The sequence below is a fragment of the Plantactinospora sp. B24E8 genome (assembly GCF_039871735.1).
Classification (GTDB): Bacteria; Actinomycetota; Actinomycetes; order Mycobacteriales; family Micromonosporaceae; genus Plantactinospora.
In genome coordinates, this window is record NZ_JBDPMH010000022.1 from 83,313 (window position 1) to 101,855 (window position 18,543).

The window sequence follows — 18,543 nt, forward strand, 5'->3', positions numbered from 1 at the left end:
GCCCGGGGCGGGGGACGGCGCGCCCAGGCCGACGGCCGGACGGCGTCGCCGGGTTGACGGCGGTGTGCCGGCGTTGTCGGTTTGCGCAGCGGCTTCCAAACGGCCGGCGGGCCGGATTCGGACCTCGGCGGCGCGGGGTAAGGCGTCGATCATTTTTGTTGATCGATCAACCTCGCATCGATCGTCGCCGAGCAGAGAGGGACACGATGGCTCTCACCCGCCGGGGTTTCCTGGAGGCATCCGCCGCCACCGCGATTGGCGCACTGCGGCTGTCGACCGAATCCGCGTCACCGCCGGGCTTCCCGGCCGACATCCCGGTCCACCGCGAGGTCTACCGCAACTGGGCCGGCGAGATCCAGGTGACCGGGGCCTGGACCTGCGTACCGCGGTCGCCCGCCGACCTGGTCACCGTGGCCAACTGGGCCTACCGGAACGGCTGGACGGTACGCGCCCGCGGCTACCGGCACACCTGGTCACCGTTGACCGTGCCGAACGGCGACCCGGACATCGACCGCACCCTCCTGGTCGACACCACCCGCCACCTCACCGCGATGACGGTGCTCTCCACCACACCGGGCGCGGCGGCGGTCCGGGCGCAGACCGGCGTCACCATGGAGGCGTTCCTCGGCTACTGCGAGGAGCACGGACTCGGGGTGACCAACACCCCCGCGCCGGGCGAACTGAGCCTCGGCGGGGTGCTCGCGATCAACGGGCACGGCACCTCGGTGCCGGCCGACGGCGAGACCCGGGCGCCCGGCCACGGCTACGGCTCGCTGAGCAACCTCATCCTCTCCCTCACCGCCGTGGTCTGGGACGCCTCGGCCGGCGGCTACGTACTGCGGACCTTCGACCGCGCCGAGCCGGACTGCGCGGCCTTCCTGACCCATCTCGGCCGGGCCCTCGTCACCGAGGTGACGCTGCGGGTCGGGGCGAACCAGAACCTGCGCTGCGTCAGCAGCGTCGACATCCCGGCCAGCGAACTGTTCGCCCCGCCGGGCAGCGGAGCCCGTCGTACCCTGGCCAGCTTCGTCGCGGCCGCCGGACGAGTCGAGGCGATCTGGTTCGCCTTCACCGAGCACCCCTGGCTGAAGGTCTGGAGCGTCGCCCCGACCCGGCCGCTCACCTCCCGGCCGGTGGCGACGCCGTACAACTACCCCTTCTCCGACAACGTGCCGCGGCCGGTCGCCGAACTGGCCGAGCAGCTGATCGGCGGGGCCTGGTGGCTGGCGCCGACGTTCGGCCAACTGCAGTACACCACCGCCGTCACCGGGCTGACCGCCACGCTCGGCCACGACCTGTGGGGGCCGTCGAAGAACCTGCTGCTCTACGTGAAGCCGACCACCCTGCGGGAGCACGCCAACGGTTACGCCGTGCACACCACCCGGGCGTCGCTGCAGCGGGTGGTCAGCGAGTTCGCCCAGTTCTACCAGCGGCAGCTCGCCGCGTACCAGGCCCGGGGCGAGTACCCGGTCACCGGACAGGTGGAGATCCGGGTCGCGGGGGTGGACCGGGCCGAGGACGCCGGCGTCCCCGGGGCACGGCCGCCGGCGCTCTCCGCGGTCCGGCCCCGACCGGACCATCCCGAGTGGGACACCGTCGTCTGGTTCGACGTGCTCAGCTTCCCCACCGCGCCGCGGCTGCACGCCTTCTACCGGGAGATGGAGGACTTCTTCTTCACCACCTACACCGGGTCGTACGCCTTCTGTCGGGCGGAGTGGTCGAAGGGCTGGGGCTACACCGACGGGGCGGCCTGGGCGGACCCGACGATGCTGACCGGGACCGTCCCCGACTCCTACCGCCAGGGGCCCGACCCGACCTGGGAGTGGGCCCTGGACACCCTCGACCGGTACGACCCGCACCGACTCTTCAGCAACGCCTTCCTCGACGTCCTGCTGCCCGAATCGACCTGACCGCCGTCGGCACCGGCGGCCGCTGCGCCCTGCGCGAACGGGCCGGCCGCCGGTGTTCCACCGTGGGTGAATGGGGGATCGGAATCGTGAACCACGGGAGGACCAGATGCGAGCGGCGTACGACGAGATCGCGGACTGGTACGCGAACGAGTTCCTCGACCGCCAGGCGGCGGCCGGTGATCCGCTGGAGATCGTCCCCACCCTGCGTCGGCTGCTCGGGCCCGGCGACGGCCGGTGTCTGGAGATCGGCTGCGGCACCGGTGTGTACGCCGCATCCGTCCGCGCGCTCGGCCGTACCCCGTTCGGGGTCGACATCTCCGCCGGCATGCTTCGGCACGCGACCGGTCGGCTGCCGGTCGTCCGGGCCGACGCCGCTGGCCTGCCGTTCCCCGACGGGTCGTTCCCGGCGGTCGTCGCGGTGATGGTGCACACCGACATGCCGGACTATCCGACGGTGCTGAGCGAGGTGGCCCGGGTCCTCGTCCCCGGCGGCGTGTTCGTCCACATCGGAGTACATCCGTGCTTCTGCGGTGCGTTCGCCGACCGGGCCGACCCGGCCGCGGTGGTCATCCGGCCGGGCTACCTCGACCGCGGCTGGAGCACGGAGTCCTGGACCGACCAGGGCATCCGCGACAAGGTCGGCGCCGAGCACCGGCCACTGCCCGAACTGCTGCACGGACTCCTCGACGTCGGGCTGGTACCCGACCGGTTCGCCGAGGGCGGCCGTCCGACCCCGACCATGTTCGCGGTCCGGGCCCGACGGGCGGGCTGAGCCGCCCGGGGCGACCGCCCGCCCACCATCGAGGACGGACCGCGCCGCGCGATGGCGTCGGCACCGACGTCGCCGGCGACCGCGTCCGCCGTCGAGCGGCTCGTCCGGGCGGCCGGTCACTCCACCGGGAGCAGCCGCAGCGCCAGCTCCGGACACATCCGGACCGCCTTGCGGGCACCCGACTCCAGCCAGGTCGGCACCGGGGAGGAGGGGAACGCCGGGAAACCGTTCGCGTCGAGCCGGATGAACTCCGGCGCGACGTGGGCGCAGAGCCCGTGCCCGTCACAGCGGGACCAGTCCACCACCAGCTTCGACGTCGGGTTGTCGGGGGCGGACGGCAGACCCAGCACCCCCTTGACCCGCTTGCCACAGCCGCCCCGGGTGGCGTGCGCCTCCAGATCCTCGAGGAAGACCTCCAGGGCCGAGGTGGCGAACCGGGACGTACCGTCCGGGTGGCTGCAGGCGCCCCGACCGCGGACCGCGCTGGCCGCGGCCCGGACCGCCTCGGCCGAGGCGCTGCCGCCGACGATCTGGTCCATCGTCCGGGCCAGGTCCGGCAGGCCGAGCCGGCACGGTCCACACTGGCCGGCCGACTCACCGGCGAGGTACTGCACCACCTGGGCGGCCTCGCCGAGCGGGCAGACGTCGTTGCCGATCGGCATGATGATCCCGGCGCCGAGGCTGCCGCCGGCCTTGCTGAAACCGGCCCGGGAGACCTCGGCGGTGGCCGCCGCCTCCGCCGTCATCCAGTTGCCGTGGTAGCCGCCGGTCAGCACCCCCGGCCCCTCCGGCGCCTCGCAGAGTTCCAGCACGTCGCGCAGCGGGATTCCGGTCGGGCACTCCACCACCGCCGGACGGCCGGCGGCCCCGGTCACGGTGAGCAACACGGTGCCGGGCTCGTCCGGGGTGCCGACCGTGCCGTACTCGTACGGTCCGAGGCGCGCCGCCACCGCGAGCTGGGCGTACGTCTCCGCGTTGGAGAGCAGGGTCGGCAGCCCGCCCACCCCGGTCTCGCTGGCCCGCTGCTTGCGTCCGGGCGGGATGTGCGCCTCGCCGTTGATCCCGCGTACCAGCGCACCGCCCTCACCGGAGATGAACCGGTGCGGCACGGTGACGATCCCGGTCCGGACCGGCATCCGGCGCTCGGCCAGCGCGGCGGTCAGCGAGGCCTCGCCGATGCCGTCGTCCGCGACACCGATCACGATCTCGTCGGCGTCCAACGCGTACGCGGCGATCGCGGCACCGTCCAGGATCAGGTGCGGCGCGCGGGTGAGCAGCGCCTTGTCCTTCCAGGCCCCCGGCTCACCCTCGGTCGCGTTCACCACCACGACGGTGGGCAGGTCCTGCCGGTCCGCGGACTCCAGTACCGCCTTGACCTTGCGTCCGAACGGGAAACCGGCACCGCCCTTGCCCTTGAGTTCGATGCCCTCGACCAGCCGGATCAGACCCTTCGCGGAGAGGGGGTTCACCGCGCCGTGCACCATCTCGTGGGCGGTGAGGTCCAGCCGACCGAACTCGTCGAATCCGGCGGTCAGCCGGGGCTCGCCGAAGCAGGCGACCGGGGGTACGGCGGTCAAACTCATCTCGTCACACCTTCGGTTCGTTACGGGAGGGCTCGCGGATGCGACCCGCGCTCAGCGGGCGTCACCCTTCAGGCTGGTCCAGTACGCCCCTTCCTCGGCCGCCTCGTCGGACTTGCGACGTCGGGAGGATCGGCTGGTCGCGGCGCTGCCCCGGCGGGCCCGCCGGGCGGCGAGGTTGACCAGCGTCGGGGTGTCGAGTTCCTCGTCGTCCTCGTCGCGCCGGGCCACCAGGTTGGGTTCGTACCGGGCGGCCCGGCCCCAGCCGAGGGTGCTCTCCTCGGCGTCGGTCTCGTCGCGTCCCCGGCTGTGCCGTCCGCCGCGCTCCTCGCCCGGTTCGTCGTCCGGGTCCCGCCGCCGGCGGCCGGCCCGTGGCGCCCCGCTCGTCGGCGCCTCGTCGTCCGGGTCCCGCCAGGGTCGCCGTCCGGTCCCGCCCGGGTCGGTCCCGGTCAGGTCGACCGCCGCCATCGCCCCGGTGTCGTGCCGGCTGCTGCGCGGCGGTTCGTCGTCAGAGGACAGCCGACGGTAGCGGGAGTCGCCGATGCCCCGCGCCGGCCGGTCCGCGGCGTTGTCGGATCCGCGTCCGGGCCGGTCCCAGGGCTCGTCGGCGTCGTCGCCGGTCCAACGGCGCGGGCTGTCCCAGGGCAGTTCCGGCTCGGCGGCGGTGTCCCGACGACCCGGTCCGGCGAGCGCCTCCCGGTCCAGCGGCACCTCCGGCACGGTAAACCGGTCGGCGCCACGGCGCGACGAGTCCGTGGTGTCGAACTCGCCGGCCCGGGCCCAGGAGTTGATACCCGGCTCCGTGCCGTCCCCGCGCAGGTCGTCGAGGCTGCGGCGGCGCCGGCCGGCCGACGGCTCCCGGTCAGCCTGGGGCTCCCGGTCGGCCGCGCCGCCGCGCCGGTCGTCCCGTTCGGCGGAGGCGGTCCGCTCGCTCCACCGTCCGGCGCCGGTGTCCCGCAGGTCGTCACGGTCCGCGGTACCGGAGCGTCGGTTCCCCCGGTCCGCCGAACCACCGCGCCGGCCGTCCCGGTCGGCCGCGTTCTGTCGGCTGGCCCGGATCTCGTCGGCGGTCCGGCGACGGGCCGGCGCCGCCGTACCGGCCCGGCCCCCGGCAGCCGGCTTCGCCGGCCGGCCGACCGGTGCCATCGACCCGGTGGTCTGGGAGGCCTCACGCTTGCGCCCGAGGCTGACCGAGAGCCGCAGCAGCAGGAGGACAACCACCATGGCCACGCAGAGCAGGTAGCTGGCGGTGACCCAGGTGGCCGCCGTCCGGCCGGCCTCCAGGCCGTGCACCAGGGCGATCGGCCAGGCGGCGTACGCCACGCTGTGCAGGGCCCGCCACATCCACGGCTTGCCGATTCCGGCGAACCGGGCCCGGATCAGGCCGGTCCAGAGCACACCCACCATCATCAGCCCGGCGACGGTGCCCAGTCCGACGTAGACGTTCGCACCCCCGACAAACGGCAGGAACGCGTTGGACGCGCTGACGTGACCGGCGGAAATCTTGGTCAGGACGTGCAGCACCAGCCCGATGACCGCGATGATGCCGAGCGCCCGGTGCGCCGACTGCAGCAGCACCCGGTGCCGGATCAGCAGCACGATCCGGTCGGTCGCGACCAGCCCGACCATCACCGTCAGACTCAGCGAGACCAGGGTGACCGGTCCGGCGAAGAAGACGACAAAAACGAACATGTACGCGTCGATGATGTTGCCGAACGGGCTCAGCATCGCCGCCGCCCAGACGGCGGTCAGCGCGGAGACGACCAGCAGCGCGACCGCCGACCTCGGGCGGGGCGCGGTAGCCCGGCTGGTGAAGCTCTTCGGGATGCTGGCTCGCTGAAGCTGTCTCGTCCCGGCCATCCGCTCCTCGATCTTCCACCTCGGCGCCCACGTCACGGCTCACCCTGGCCGGCCGTGTCGTCGTCGACGGGCGACCGTGCCGCTCGACCCGACCGGACCACGTCGGCCGGTCTGTCGGGCCGCTGTCGTACCGCGGCCCGACCCACCTCAAGTACGTGGAAACCGGTCAGACGGATGAGTCAGTGCCGATTATGTTTCACGATCGGTGGCGGTGGTTGTCCCGGGGTGGGATCTGGCGTCAGCCGGTGAAGAGCTTCGCCGCGGTGATGACCGTCTGTACCACGCCGTAGCCGAGCAGAATCGCGACCAGTAGCCAGGAGATCCAGAGTCGACCGGTCTGGCCGGACGGGTCAGGGCTCATCGGGTGGTGCTCCTCTCGATGTCGGGGTCGCCGGCCGGCGCGGCGGGGTCCGGGGCGACCGGCTCGTGGAAGCGTTCCGGGACCGGTCGGACCAGCAGGTTGGCCACGAAACCGACGGCCAGTACGCCGACCATGGTGAACAGCGCCGGCCGGTACGCGTCGGCGGTGAGGGTGCCGGGCCGGCCCTGGGCGTCGAGGAAGCCGTTGATGATCAGGGGGCCGGCGATCCCGGCGGCGGACCACGCGGTCAGCAGCCGGCCGTGGATGGCGCCGACCTGGAAGGTGCCGAACATGTCCCGTAGATAGGCGGGGACGGTGGCGAAACCGCCGCCGTAGAAGGACAGGATGACGCAGGCGAGCAGGACGAACAGGGCGGTGGCGGTGGAGCCGACCAGGGCGAGCAGGGTGTAGAGCACCATGCCCACCCCGAGGTACACCACGTAGATGGGCTTGCGGCCGATCACGTCCGACGTCGACGACCAGACGAACCGACCGGCCATGTTGAACAGCGACAGCAGTCCGACGAAGCCGCCGGCCGCGGCGATGCTGACCGTGGAGGTCCCGCCGTCGCGGAAGAAGTCCTGGATCATCGGGCTGGCCTGTTCGAGGATCCCGATGCCGGCGGTGACGTTGCAGAACAGCACGATCCAGAGCAGCCAGAAGGTACGGGTCCGGATCGCGTTCGAGGCCGAGACACTGGCCGTGGTCACCAGCGGCCGGGCCGCCACGCTCGCCGGGTCGAAGCCGGCCGGTCGCCAGCCGGGTGCCGGTACCCGGACGTTGACCACACCGAACATCATGATCGCGAAGTAGCCGAGACCGAGCGTGACGAAGAGCCCGACCAGGGCGCCCCCGGAGGCGACCGAGGCGGCGTTGGCCGGGTCGTAGTCGGGGTCGTACAGCGACAGCAGTTGCCGGGACAGCGGACTGGCCAACATCGCGCCGCCGCCGAAGCCCATGATGGCGAGCCCGGTGGCGAGGCCGGGACGGTCCGGGAACCACTTGATCAGGGTGGAGACCGGGGAGATGTAGCCGATGCCGAGACCGATGCCGCCGAGGAAGCCGTACCCGAGGTAGACCAGCCAGAGTTGACGGGTCGCGATGCCGAGGGCACCGACCAGGAAGCCGGTGGCCCAGAAGCAGGCGGAGACGAACATCGCCTTGCGCGGGCCGTGGGCCTCGACCCAGGTGCCACCGAGCGCGGCGGAGAGTCCGAGCATCACGATCGCGATGCTGAACACCACCCCGATCGCGGTCTGACTGGTGTCGAAGTGGCTGATCAGGGAGTTCTTGTAGACGCTTGTGGCATACGCCTGACCGATGCACAGGTGTACCGAGAGCGCCGCCGGCGGGATCAGCCAGCGGCTGTATCCCGGGCGGGCGACGGTGTGCTGGTGGTCGAGTGCGGACAGCAGTGGCACGGTCGCACCTCGCTTTGGGGGTGAGGCGGGTGCAACGGTGCGGCGGCGCTCGCCGGGGTGGCGGGGGGCGCATCGTCGGTTCCGCCGGATTCAGTGGCTTGTCGCCGGAACCTAGTCGCCCCCGAACCGGCTAAGTGATCTTCAGAACCGGGTTGATCGCCGGGCGGTCGATCAGCTGAGCCGAACGGTCATATCCGGACCGTCGTACTCAAGGCGTACCAGTGACGACGGCCCGGTCAGGACGCCGGGTGACGGGCCGGGCACCGCGGAGGCACGCCGGTGCCGGGTCGACGTGTCCGGGCCGGTCGCCCGGTCCGGCACCCGCTGCCGACCCCGGCACCGGCGCTCAGTCCGGTAGCCGCAGCGACGCCACCTGGTAGCCGGTCCCGTCGGCCTGGACCAGGAGCAGTCGACCGTCCGCCGAACTGGCCAACGCGACCGGGCCGGCGGGCGTCGCCCGGTGCAGCCGTACCAGGCGGCCGTTCGCGCAGTCGTCGAGCGGGCAGACCCAGAAGACCATCCGGCCGGGTGGGTCCGGCGCCGCCGGGCCGACCCGTACCGTGGCCGGGCCGAACCGTATCTCGCCGGCGGACCGCTCCGTCGGATCCGCGACCGGCCCGATCAGCGCCCGGCCGTCGGTCGTGACCACGAGGCCCGGCCAGCCGGAAACCGGGGCGGGCCACAGGCGGTCCTCGGCACAGCGCGGCTCGGCGCACCGCCACAGCCGTGGAGTTCCCCGCGTCTCGTCCAGCAGCACCGGAGCCCCGTCCGGGGCGACGGCCACCCCGACCCCGCCGGGTGTGCCAGGGACGCCGGGGACTGTGGCGGATCCGCTGCGGTCGACGCCCGGCCCGGCCGGGACCGGCAGGTCGTCGAGGAGGCCCCCGGGGGCCAGTTGACGCGACCGGGGTTCGCCGCAGCGCGGCGACTCGCAGGTGCCGAGCCAGGTGCCGCCGTCCGGAGCCCGGTAACCGACGACCGGACGTCCGGCGGTGTCGACGCTGAGCACCAGCGGCGGGCGGAACCTCGGACCGTCGGTGGGGACGACAATCCGGTCGCCGCCGGGTACCCGGCCGAACAGCACCTCCGCCCGGCTGCCGCAACCGGCGTCGGCACACGGGTACCCGGCGAGTTCGTCCTGCCCGGCACCGCCGTCAAGGATCGCGGCGACCGTCGGTGCGCCGGTCGGCCCGACGGCCACCGCCAGGTGCGCCGGTTGCGGTCCGGCGCCGGGCCAGGCGTACGACGACGGTGACTCGTCGCAGCGGCCCGTGCGGGTACACCGGAACAACCGCAGTCGGGTGTCGGCCGACGGTCCCCGGCCGGGGTCGGCGGTGGCGTACCAGACCGTGCCGTCGGGGGTGACGGTCGCCGCCCGGACCCCGCCGGCCGCCATGACCGTACTGTCGGTGTGGGTCCGTGCCGAGTGGCAGCCGGCGTCGGCGCAGTCGACGATGCCGGCGCTGTCGACCAGCACGGGTGGGGCGCCGGTGGGCAGGCCGACCGCGAGCAGCAGCCCCGGCGGTGCCAGGTGACCGGTTCGGACGGCCGGTACCTGATACGGGTTCACCACCGTGACCACCACCGCCAGCCCGGCCGGGGCCAGCAGCGCGACGACGAGCCCGAGCCGGCCGAGGCGGTGGGTGGACCGGCCGGCCGACTCGGACGCCGACGGCACGGCGGTGTGCCGGACCAGCTCGATCCGCTCCGGGCCGAGATATCCCACCGCGAGGGTGGCAGCCTGGACCGGCATGACGACGGCCAGGACGAGGGTGTACAGCAGGGCGGGCAGACCGGCGGCGACCGGGGTGGCCGCGACGGCGGCCAGACCGCCGGTCACGGCGTCGGCCAGGGCGGCGGTGCCGACCAGGGCCAGGACCGGCAGCAGACCGGCGCCGACCAGCACCCCCAGCGAGGTCCGCCACGGCCGGCCCCGACTGGCGGCGAGCGCACGGTCGACCGCCGGCCCCGTGCCGAGGCCGTCGAGCCCGATCGCGGACAGCGTCAGCGCGACCCGGCACAGGGCGAGCAGGCCGGCGAGGAGGGCGGCGCCGAGCAGCACGACCGCCAGGCGCGGCGGAAGGATCCGGAGCAGCGGACCGACGACCACCACCAGGCCGGCACCGCCGAGTACCACGCACAGACCCAGCAGGCTGGCCGTCCCGGCCCCGGCCCGCCCCCACCGGCCCCACATCCGCCGAGCCGGCGGCTCGGCGACGAGGGCCGCTTGCCCGGCGACCATCGCGACACACCAGCCGACCAGCGCGACCAGCAACGCGGCGAGGGTCGCCGGCAGGTGGTGCCGGCCGCCGCCATCCAGCAGCGGCACGCCGTCGACGATCGCGGCCCGGTCGCCGCCGGCGACCGTCCACAGGGCCGGCACCACCAGGCAGACCGGGACGAGGGCCGGCACCGTCGCCCGGAACAGCCGACCCAGGTGCCCGGCGGCCAACCGGTACGCCGTACCGACGAACCAACGGACGCCCGGCGTCGGCGGGGGTGGGGGTGGGGGTGGCATCACGGGCACACCGTACGCGACCGTCGCACCTGGTCATCGTCTCCGGAACCGCCCACCGGCTCGGCGTCGCGGCGCGGCTACCCGGGGTGGCCGCCGGTCAACGCGGCGGTGATCCGGGGCAGGACGCTGCCGATCGGTTCCCGGACCACCGCGTCGGCGAGACCGTCGTACGGCGTCGGGTCCCGGTTGACGATCACCAGCCGGGCGCCTGCCATCGCCCCGACCAGACACAGTGACGCGGCCGGTTCGACGGTCAGCGAACTGCCCACCGCCAGCAACAGCTGGGCCGCCTCGGCGATCCGGCTCGCCTGCCCGAGCGTCGCCGGGTCGAGGTCCTCGCCGAACAGCACCACGGCGAGTTTGAGGATCCCGCCGCAGTCCGGGCAGCGGGGATCCTCGTCGCCGTCCGCGACCCGGGCCAGGGTTCCAGCCGTCGGGGTGCACTTCGCGGTCATGTCCGACGGCACGAAGGTGGCCGCGCCGAAGTTCCTGCGCCGTGTGGCACGCAAGCTGCGCCGGTTGCAGCAGGCCCTCTCGCGCAAGCAGAAGGGCTCGGCCAACCGCAGGAAAGCCGTCAAGAAGGTCGCTCGCGCGCACGTGCGGGTGGCCGACACCCGGCGCGACTGGCAGCACAAGCTCTCGACGCAGATCATCCGCGAGAACCAAGCGGTGTACGTCGAGGACCTGTGCGTGACCGGTCTCGGCCGGACCCGGCTGGCGAAGTCCGTGCACGATGCGGGCTGGGCCACCTTTACCGCCATGTTGGAGTACAAGGCCGCCCGGTACGGGCGCACCTTCGGCCGGGTGGACAGGTTCTTCCCGTCCACCCGCATGTGCTCCGACTGCGGACGCATCAACGAGAAGATGGCGCTCAACGTCCGGTCGTGGGACTGCCCGTGCGGAGCGGCCCACGACCGGGACGTCAACGCCGCCAGGAACGTCAGGGCCGCTGGACAGGCGGACCTCAACGCCCGTGGAGCGTACGTAAGACCGGCATCCGTGCCGGCGGCGCGCAGGGAAGCGGGAACCCACCCGGACGCCGCGCGGTCCACCCGCAGCGTGGAGGGAATCTCCATCCTTCAGGCCGGAGAGGATGTCAATACGAGGTCAACGTGCTGGCCGCGGTCCGGCTGACCCGCGCCTACCTGCCCGGCATGATGGCGCGGGGCTGGGGACGCGTGCAGTACATCGCGAGTGACTCGGCGGTGGTGATCCCGGCCGAGATGATCCACTACGGTGTCTCCAAGACGGCACTGCTCGGCGTCTCACGCGGTTTCGCCAAGGCCGCGGCCGGCACCGGGGTCACGGTCAACGCGGTGATCGCCGGCCCCACCCACACCGGCGGCGTGGAGGACTTCGTCTACCAGTTGGTGGACCGGAGCCTACCGTGGCCGGAGGCGCAGCGAGAGTTCATGCGGTTGCACCGGCCGCAGTCGCTGATCCAGCGGCTGATCGAACCCGACGAGATCGCGAACCTGGTCACGTACCTGGCCTCCCCGCTCGCCTCGGCTACCACCGGCGCGGCGGTCCGGGTCGACGGCGGGTACGTCGACACGATCGTGCCGTAGCGCGGCCGCGTCACGGTCGGGCCGCCGCGCCGACCTCGCCCGGTGGCCGGCAAACGGGGCGAAAGGCCGGACCGCTGGCCCGATCTGTCGCAGTCTTGCCGGGTGAGAGCAAGTACCAAGGCGGCGCTGGAACGCGACCCGGAGGGCTCGCGCCGGGTCTCCCTGCTCGAACTCTTCTTCGACCTGGTCTACGTCGTCGCGCTCTCTCTGATCTCCCGGCATCTGGTGGAGAACCTGACCTGGCTCGGGGTCCTTCAGACCGCGGTGCTGCTTGCCGCCCTCTGGTGGGTCTGGTCGATCACCGCGTTCCTCACCGACCTCTACGACCCGCAACAGGTCTCGATCCAACTGCTGATGCTCAGTGCCATGCTGGGCAGCCTGCTGCTGGCGGCGACCGTGCCGCACGCGTTCGGTTCGGGTGCCATCGTCTTCGCGTGCGCGTACGTCGGTATCCACCTCAGTCGCGGGCTGTTCCTGATTCCCACGTTGCGCGGCCAGGAGGTGCAGAAGCGGGCGCTGCGGATCTTCTTCTGGTTCAGTGTCTCGGCCGTGCCCTGGGTCATCGGCGGCCTGGTGACCGGGGAGGTCGCCCGGGCGGCCTGGTGGGCCGGCGCGCTGACCATCGACTACGTCGCGTTCAGCCTGGGTTATCCGACGCCGGGACTCGGTCCGCTGCCACAGGCGCAGTACCGGGTCACCGCGGAGCACCTGGCCGAGCGGTACCAGCAGTTCTTCATGATCGCGCTGGGTGACGCGATCCTGGTCAGCGGATTCACCTACAGCGAGGTGCGCGCCGGCCCGGCCTCCTCCGGCGCGTTCCTGGTGGCGTTCCTCAGCACCGTGCTGCTGTGGCGGATCTACACCCACCGCGCCGGCGAGGTGCTGCCCCTGGCCATCGAGTCGGTCGTCGAGACCCGACGGTTCTTCCGGGTGGCGCCCTACACCCACCTGGTGATGGTCACCGGAGTTGTCATCAAGGCGGCGGCCTTCAAACTCATGATCGCGGATCCGCTCGACGACGCCGGTTGGCCGATGGTCGGGCTGCTGCTCGGTGGGCCCGCGCTCTTCCTGGTCGGCCGGTCCCGCTTCGAGTACGAGGTCTTCGGCAGGGTCTCGCCGTCCCGGGTGGTCGCGGCGCTGGTCCTGATCGTGATCTCACCGGTGATGCTCCTGCTGCCCGTCCTGGCGATCGCCGGTGTCGGCTGCCTGGTGCTGGCCGGGATGGCGCTGGCCGACACCCTGCGCAGCTGGGGTAAACGCCCGGAACCCCCGAAGCCGGCCCTGTGACCCGCTCACCGGCCAACCCGGGCGCTGCCGGCACACCTGCTTCGTCGGGTGTGCCGGCAGCGGTTCCGGGTAGGCGAGCCGAACAGTGGCACGGCAGAGTGGAGCCGCCAGATGAACCTGTCCCATCTTCCGCTGCGCGTCACGATCGGCGCGTACGTCCTGAATTCCGGTCTGTCGAAGCTGAGCCTGGAGGGCGAGGCGGCGGCGAGCGTGCACGGGATGGCCGTCGGCGCGATGCCGCCGGTCAGACGGTTCTCGGCGGAGACGTTCGCGCGGCTGCTCGCCGGTACCGAGATCGCTCTCGGCGCCGCGCTGCTGCTGCCGGTGGTTCCCGGCGCACTCGTCGGCGCGGGCCTGGCCGGGTTCGGCGGGGCCCTGTTGCGCCTGTACTGGGCGACCCCGGGCATGCACGAGCCGGGTGATCCGCGGCCCACGCAGCAGGGCGCCGGGCTGGCGAAGGACTCCTGGCTGGTCGGTGCCGGCCTGACCCTGCTCCTCGACGACCTGTTCGGGCGGGCCGCCAGCAAACGTCGGATGCTCGGCCGGCACCTCGGCGGTACGCGTCGCGGCTGACCGCCCGCCCACCGGTGCCGTCGCGCCGTCCCGGGTCCGCCGGGCCGGTCACGGGTTTGCCCGGACCGGTCCCGGGTAGGCCATCGGACCAGGGGTCGCGGTGCGGACCGGCCGCCCGTCACGGGCACCGGCCGGCGTGACCCGAACGCACCGAACCGGGGAGGGGACGACGTCATGGCTGGGATCAACCTGCGCAGCGTCGCCTTCAACGACCACGACCGGCTGCCGGACCGGTTCTCCCGGGCCGGCGGCAACATATCGCCACCGCTGGAGTGGGGCGACGTACCCGAGTCGGCCACCGAACTGATCCTCCTCGTCGAGGACCGGGACGCCGGGCGGACGCCGTTCCTGCACTGGCTGGTGACCGGGATCGAGGCGGACTCCGGTGGCGTCGCCGAGGGCGAGACACCGCCCGGCGGCCGGGCCTGGGTCAACGGCTTCGGCACCGCCGGCTGGGGCGGACCGCATCCACCGGTGAACGACGACCCGCACCGCTACTTCTTCCGGCTCTACGCCGTGAACCAGCCGTTGGAGCTGCCCGCCGCGCCGCAGGTGCCGGACGTGCACGCCGCGATCGGCGCGCTGGAACTGGCCAGCGGCAACATGGTCGGCACCTTCGCCCGCTGACACCGGGCGGAAAATCGGCGGCCGTCCCGGCAGCGCCGGTGGTTGGATGCCGCCATGCGGCTTCCCTCCGGCTGGTCGGTGCGCCGGCCGACGCTCGACGACGTACCGGCGATCCTCGCCGTGGTGCACGCCAGCGACATCGCGGCGGTCGGCCACCCCGACTTCAGCGCCGACGACGTCCGGGAGGCACTCACCGCGCCGGGATCGGACCCGACCCGGGACTCCTGGCTCGCGGTGGCACCGGACGGCAAGGTGGTCGGCTGGTCGTACCTGGAGGACGCGGTCACCGGCATCCGGGAGAGCGTCACCGTCTACGTCCACCCGGAGCGGGGCGTCGCCGCCGAACGGCCGTTGCTGGCCCGCCAACTCGCCCGGTCCGCGCGACGCGCGGCGGAGTCCGGCGCCGACCGGACGACGGTCCGCGCCATGGCCGTCCCCACCGAGTCGCGGTGGATCGCCACGCTGCGGGCCGCCGGATTCGGCTTTGTCAAACGGTACGCCCGGATGCGCCGGTCACTCGCCGGGCTGAGCGCCGTGCCGCCGTCCCCGCCGGCCGGGGTGACGATCCGTCCGGTGCGTGCCGCCGACGAGGCCGAGCTGCGGACCTTCCACCGGATCCTGGACACCGCGTTCCGGGACACCGACGACCACCAGCCGACCAGCTACGAGCAGTGGCGCGCGCGGGTGGCGGCGCTGCCGAGCGTTTCCTGGGACGAGTGGCTGCTGGCCGTCGTGGACGGTGAACCGGCGGGGGCGCTGCGGTCCGCCGACCAGAACCTCGATCAGAACGAGGGCTGGGTGAAGGCGCTGGCGGTGCTGCGGCCGTACCGTCGCCGGGGGGTGGGCGCCGCCCTGCTCGGACACGCCTTCGCCCGCTACGCCGGCAAGGGACGTGAGTACGCGGGCCTCGGGGTGGACCTCACCAACCCGAACCAGCCGGTCCGGCTCTACCGTTCGGTCGGCCTGACCACCAGGTACGAGGTCGACACCCTCGAACGGACCGTCGAGGCGGCCTCAGGCGTCGACGAGGTCGTCGGCGAGGGCGAGCCGGTCAAGTGACAGCAGGTGGTAGTCGTACCAGTCGACCTGGATGGTGCCCTCGGCGGCGTAACAGCCGATCAGCCGCCCGGTGAAACCGCCGGCGACCTCGGTGGACAGATACCGGCCGTCGAGTTCGGCGAGCGCGACGAACTCGCCGTCCGGCGCCTCGAAGCCGAGCCGTACCACGTCCGGCTCCTGCCGGGGGTGGTCCATGCCGGGGCCGGACGCCCACGTCTCGACGCGGAGCACCACCGGGCCGGAGACCGGTCGGCCGGCGAGCCGCTGCGCGAGTGGCCCGATCCGGGCCCGTACGCAGACCTCGCCGTCGCCCACCTCGACCGCGTAGTGGTGCTGCTCGTCGAGGCGTACCGCCAGTCCGCCCCGGCCCCGCCCGGCGTCGACGAGGGCGCGGACCCGGACGTCGTGCTGGTCCTGCCGGCGCCCGACGAAGGTGACGCCCGGGTCGTCGAGGGATCCGCCCCGGGCCCGCAGGGTCAGCCAGCCGGGGCGTTCGACCAGGGAGACGTCCTCCGGCGGTCGGGACCGGATGGAGATCCACCGTGGGTGCAACCCACCGGTGTCGAAGTCGTCCCGGGCCGGCGCGGCGGGCACCGGCGCCGGCGGCAGGTCCGGAGCGCGCATCACCGGGGTCACCGGGCCGACCACCGGCCAGCCGTCGGACCAGGTCACCGGGGCGAGGAAGGTCTCCCGGCCGAGGACGTGCCAGCCGGGGGTGCCGCCGCGTGGGCGTACCCCGAGGAAGACCAGCCACCACGAGCCGTCACCGGCCCGGACCAGGTCGCCGTGTCCGGTGTTCTGGATCGGGTGGTCGGTGCTGCGGTGGCTGAGGATGGGGTTGGCCGGACACGGCTCGAACGGCCCGTCCGGGGCCGGGCCCCGGGCCACCGAGATGCCGTGCCCGCGTTCGGTGCCGCCCTCGGCGATCAGCAGATACCAGGTGTCGCCGACCCGGTAGAGGTGTGGTGCTTCCGGATGTTGGGCGCCCGGTGTGCCGGACCAGATCCGCTTCGACGGGCTGAGCACCGCACCGGAGACCGGGTCGATCCGCCGCTGGTCGACCCCGGCGGTGGTGCACCAGCAGTTGCCGTCCTCGTCCCAGGCCAGGTCCGGATCGATGCCGGTGACGTCCGGCAGGGGGACGGGTTCCGACCAGGGCCCCGCCGGATCCTCGGCGGTGACCAGCAGGGTCCCGCCGCGCGGGACGGTCGAGGTGATCAGCCAGAACCGACCGTCGTGGTGCCGCAGGGTCGGCGCGTAGACCCCGCCGGAGGACGGTGCGCAGGACGTCAGCCGCAACTGGCTCGGCCGGTCGAGCACGTTGCCGAGCTGGGTCCAGGAGACCAGGTCCCGGCTGTGGAAGATCGGCACCCCCGGGAAGTACTCGAAGCTGGAGCAGGCCAGGTAGTAGTCGTCGCCGACCCGGCACACGCTCGGATCCGGGTGGCAGCCGGGGATGACCGGGTTGGCGAAGGTCCGCATCGGTTCGTCGAGCGGCCCGGACGGGCTACCGGTCGCCCCGGCGACCGTGGTCGCCGGTCGGTCGGCCCGGTCCGCTGACGGACCGGTGGGCGGGGCGTGGGTGGTGGCCTTCGTCCGGAGCGGTGCCGAGCGTCGTCCTCGTGGCAGGGCGGGTCACCGTCATAACCGATCCCTCCGGCGAAAAGTTTCCGGAATAATTCCGTAACTGGATCGGAACGCTATGGCCCGTTGTGCGGACAGTCAACCCCGGAAGCTGGGGCAAAATACGGAGAAGGCACGGTGGGGACGCCGGTGCACCCTCGAAAGTGTTTCGGTCGTACCCTGAAGCCTCAACGAAGGAGCTGCCTCGTGACGGTCGACGAAGGACGAAGGATCACCATCACCGCCATCGCCCAGGAGGCGGGTGTGTCGGTGCCCACCGTCTCCCGGGTGCTCAACGGCCGCAACGACGTCGCACCACAAACCCGGGAGCGGGTGGAGGAACTGCTGCGCCGGCACGGCTACCGGCGCCGGGCCACCCGACCGCGGGCCGGGGCCAGCCTCGTCGACCTGATCTTCAACGACCTGGACAGCCCGTGGGCGGTGGAGATCATCCGGGGCGTGGAGGACGTGGCACACGCCGCCGGGGTCGGCACCGTCGTCTCGGCGATCCACCGCCGCTCCACCTCGACCCGGCAGTGGCTGCAGAACCTTCGTACCCGAGCCACCGACGGCGTCATCCTGGTCGCCAGCGACCTCGCCCCGCCGGTGCACGCCGAACTGCGTCGGCTGAACGTGCCGATGGTGCTGGTCGACCCGGCGGGCGTGCCGAGCCTGGACATCCCGACCATCGGCGCGACGAACTGGGCCGGCGGGCTGCGGGCCACCGAGCACCTGCTGTCGCTGGGGCACCGGCGGATCGGCTTCATCGCCGGTCCGCCCCGGCTGCTGTGCAGCCGCGCCCGCCTCGACGGCTACCGGGCCGCGCTGGACGCCGCCGGCATCCCGCTGCGGGACGAGTTGATCGTGCCCGGCGACTTCTACCACGAGTCCGGCTTCTCCGGCGGCAGCGCGCTGCTGGACCTCGACGAACCACCGACCGCGATCTTCGCCTCCAGCGACCAGATGGCGTTCGGGGCGTACGAGGCGGTGCGCCGTCGTGCCCTCCGGGTGCCGGACGACGTCAGCGTGGTCGGCTTCGACGACCTGCCGGAGGCGCGGTGGGCCTCGCCTCCACTCACCACGGTGCGCCAGCCGCTCGCCGAGATGGGCATCCTGGCCGCCCGGACGGTGCTCCGGCTGGCCCAGGGAGAGTCGCTGGACACCCCGCGCGTGGAACTCTCCACCGACCTGGTGGTCCGGGACAGTTCGGCGCCGTACCCGCGACGCTGACCGTACCGGCCGCCGCGCCGTCGATCCTGGGCCGCGCCGCCCGCCTCCTGCGCCGCGACGGGATTACCGGGAGCCTTCCGGTAGGTCCCGCCGGCTCGTGGGCGGGTCGGGGCGGCGCCGGTGTCCCGGGGCGGGCCGGCGGTCCCTGGTCTCG

Annotated in this window: 16 protein-coding genes; 9 read left to right on the top strand and 7 right to left on the bottom strand. The window is 73.0% G+C overall.

The genetic code is table 11. From position 1 onward, the window contains the following. The first annotated feature begins 206 nt into the window (after positions 1-206). On the top strand, positions 207-1,910 hold the full coding sequence (locus ABGB21_RS25825) for a cholesterol oxidase substrate-binding domain-containing protein (RefSeq protein ID WP_347657461.1): 1,704 nt from the start codon (positions 207-209) through the stop codon (positions 1,908-1,910). A 106-nt stretch (positions 1,911-2,016) separates the two neighbouring features. Beyond that, complete coding sequence (locus tag ABGB21_RS25830) at positions 2,017-2,682, top strand: class I SAM-dependent methyltransferase (protein WP_347657462.1); 666 nt, start codon at positions 2,017-2,019, stop codon at positions 2,680-2,682. A gap of 116 nt (positions 2,683-2,798) precedes the next feature. Here the strand turns inward: ABGB21_RS25830 and ABGB21_RS25835 are convergent, their stop codons facing one another. The 6 genes from ABGB21_RS25835 to ABGB21_RS25860 form a co-directional block, all read right to left on the bottom strand. Then, positions 2,799-4,265, bottom strand: a complete 1,467-nt coding sequence (locus ABGB21_RS25835) for an NADH-ubiquinone oxidoreductase-F iron-sulfur binding region domain-containing protein (RefSeq protein WP_347657463.1) — start codon at positions 4,263-4,265, stop codon at positions 2,799-2,801. A 51-nt stretch (positions 4,266-4,316) separates the two neighbouring features. Beyond that, positions 4,317-6,158 (bottom strand): hypothetical protein, encoded by a 1,842-nt coding sequence (locus ABGB21_RS25840; protein WP_347679952.1) that lies wholly within the window; start codon positions 6,156-6,158, stop codon positions 4,317-4,319. Positions 6,159-6,360: 202 nt separating this feature from the next. Then, complete coding sequence (locus ABGB21_RS25845) at positions 6,361-6,483, bottom strand: hypothetical protein (protein ID WP_347657465.1); 123 nt, start codon at positions 6,481-6,483, stop codon at positions 6,361-6,363. Beyond that, positions 6,480-7,898 carry an OFA family MFS transporter gene (locus ABGB21_RS25850; RefSeq protein ID WP_347657495.1) on the bottom strand — a complete coding sequence of 473 codons (1,419 nt, stop codon included), beginning with the start codon at positions 7,896-7,898 and terminating at the stop codon, positions 6,480-6,482. Before ABGB21_RS25850 ends, ABGB21_RS25845 begins: the two co-directional genes overlap by 4 nt. Before the next feature lie 352 nt (positions 7,899-8,250). Beyond that, positions 8,251-10,425, bottom strand: coding sequence for a hypothetical protein (locus tag ABGB21_RS25855; protein ID WP_347679954.1), 2,175 nt, complete (start codon positions 10,423-10,425; stop codon positions 8,251-8,253). 74 nt (positions 10,426-10,499) lie between these two features. After that, complete coding sequence (locus ABGB21_RS25860; RefSeq protein WP_347657467.1) at positions 10,500-10,877, bottom strand: Sir2 family NAD-dependent protein deacetylase; 378 nt, start codon at positions 10,875-10,877, stop codon at positions 10,500-10,502. On the opposite strand from ABGB21_RS25860, the gene ABGB21_RS25865 reads away from it, so the two are divergent. The 6 genes from ABGB21_RS25865 to ABGB21_RS25890 all read left to right on the top strand — a co-directional run bounded on the left by ABGB21_RS25865 (position 10,876) and on the right by ABGB21_RS25890 (position 15,536). Next, the gene (locus ABGB21_RS25865) at positions 10,876-11,556 is read left to right on the top strand and encodes a transposase (RefSeq protein WP_347679956.1); all 681 of its coding nucleotides are present in this window, start codon (positions 10,876-10,878) and stop codon (positions 11,554-11,556) included. The genes ABGB21_RS25860 and ABGB21_RS25865 overlap by 2 nt on opposite strands. Beyond that, entirely contained in the window at positions 11,535-11,990 is a 456-nt protein-coding gene (locus ABGB21_RS25870; RefSeq protein ID WP_347657469.1) for an SDR family oxidoreductase, read from the top strand. Before ABGB21_RS25865 ends, ABGB21_RS25870 begins: the two co-directional genes overlap by 22 nt. A 102-nt stretch (positions 11,991-12,092) precedes the next feature. After that, entirely contained in the window at positions 12,093-13,277 is a 1,185-nt protein-coding gene (locus tag ABGB21_RS25875) for a low temperature requirement protein A (protein WP_347657470.1), read from the top strand. Between the two features lie 111 nt (positions 13,278-13,388). Beyond that, positions 13,389-13,850, top strand: coding sequence for a hypothetical protein (locus ABGB21_RS25880; RefSeq protein ID WP_347657471.1), 462 nt, complete (start codon positions 13,389-13,391; stop codon positions 13,848-13,850). A gap of 174 nt (positions 13,851-14,024) precedes the next feature. Continuing rightward, the gene (locus ABGB21_RS25885; RefSeq protein ID WP_347657472.1) at positions 14,025-14,477 is read left to right on the top strand and encodes a YbhB/YbcL family Raf kinase inhibitor-like protein; all 453 of its coding nucleotides are present in this window, start codon (positions 14,025-14,027) and stop codon (positions 14,475-14,477) included. A gap of 54 nt (positions 14,478-14,531) precedes the next feature. After that, positions 14,532-15,536 carry a GNAT family N-acetyltransferase gene (locus ABGB21_RS25890; protein ID WP_347679958.1) on the top strand — a complete coding sequence of 335 codons (1,005 nt, stop codon included), beginning with the start codon at positions 14,532-14,534 and terminating at the stop codon, positions 15,534-15,536. Here the strand turns inward: ABGB21_RS25890 and ABGB21_RS25895 are convergent. Then, positions 15,492-17,018: a glycoside hydrolase family 43 protein gene (locus ABGB21_RS25895; RefSeq protein WP_347679960.1), complete on the bottom strand. Its 1,527-nt coding sequence runs from the start codon at positions 17,016-17,018 to the stop codon at positions 15,492-15,494. The genes ABGB21_RS25890 and ABGB21_RS25895 overlap by 45 nt on opposite strands. Before the next feature lie 348 nt (positions 17,019-17,366). Between ABGB21_RS25895 and ABGB21_RS25900 the strand changes: the two genes are divergently transcribed. After that, complete coding sequence (locus ABGB21_RS25900; protein ID WP_347657475.1) at positions 17,367-18,389, top strand: LacI family DNA-binding transcriptional regulator; 1,023 nt, start codon at positions 17,367-17,369, stop codon at positions 18,387-18,389. Positions 18,390-18,543 lie beyond the last annotated feature (154 nt).

Coding starts and splice junctions, on each gene's coding strand:
- ABGB21_RS25825 (WP_347657461.1), top strand. CDS start 207: ATGGCTCTCACCCGCCGGGGTTTCCTGGAGGCATCCGCCGCCACCGCG.
- ABGB21_RS25830 (WP_347657462.1), top strand. CDS start 2,017: ATGCGAGCGGCGTACGACGAGATCGCGGACTGGTACGCGAACGAGTTC.
- ABGB21_RS25835 (WP_347657463.1), bottom strand. CDS start 4,265: ATGAGTTTGACCGCCGTACCCCCGGTCGCCTGCTTCGGCGAGCCCCGG.
- ABGB21_RS25845 (WP_347657465.1), bottom strand. CDS start 6,483: ATGAGCCCTGACCCGTCCGGCCAGACCGGTCGACTCTGGATCTCCTGG.
- ABGB21_RS25865 (WP_347679956.1), top strand. CDS start 10,876: ATGTCCGACGGCACGAAGGTGGCCGCGCCGAAGTTCCTGCGCCGTGTG.
- ABGB21_RS25860 (WP_347657467.1), bottom strand. CDS start 10,877: ATGACCGCGAAGTGCACCCCGACGGCTGGAACCCTGGCCCGGGTCGCG.
- ABGB21_RS25880 (WP_347657471.1), top strand. CDS start 13,389: ATGAACCTGTCCCATCTTCCGCTGCGCGTCACGATCGGCGCGTACGTC.
- ABGB21_RS25885 (WP_347657472.1), top strand. CDS start 14,025: ATGGCTGGGATCAACCTGCGCAGCGTCGCCTTCAACGACCACGACCGG.
- ABGB21_RS25890 (WP_347679958.1), top strand. CDS start 14,532: ATGCGGCTTCCCTCCGGCTGGTCGGTGCGCCGGCCGACGCTCGACGAC.
- ABGB21_RS25895 (WP_347679960.1), bottom strand. CDS start 17,018: ATGCGGACCTTCGCCAACCCGGTCATCCCCGGCTGCCACCCGGATCCG.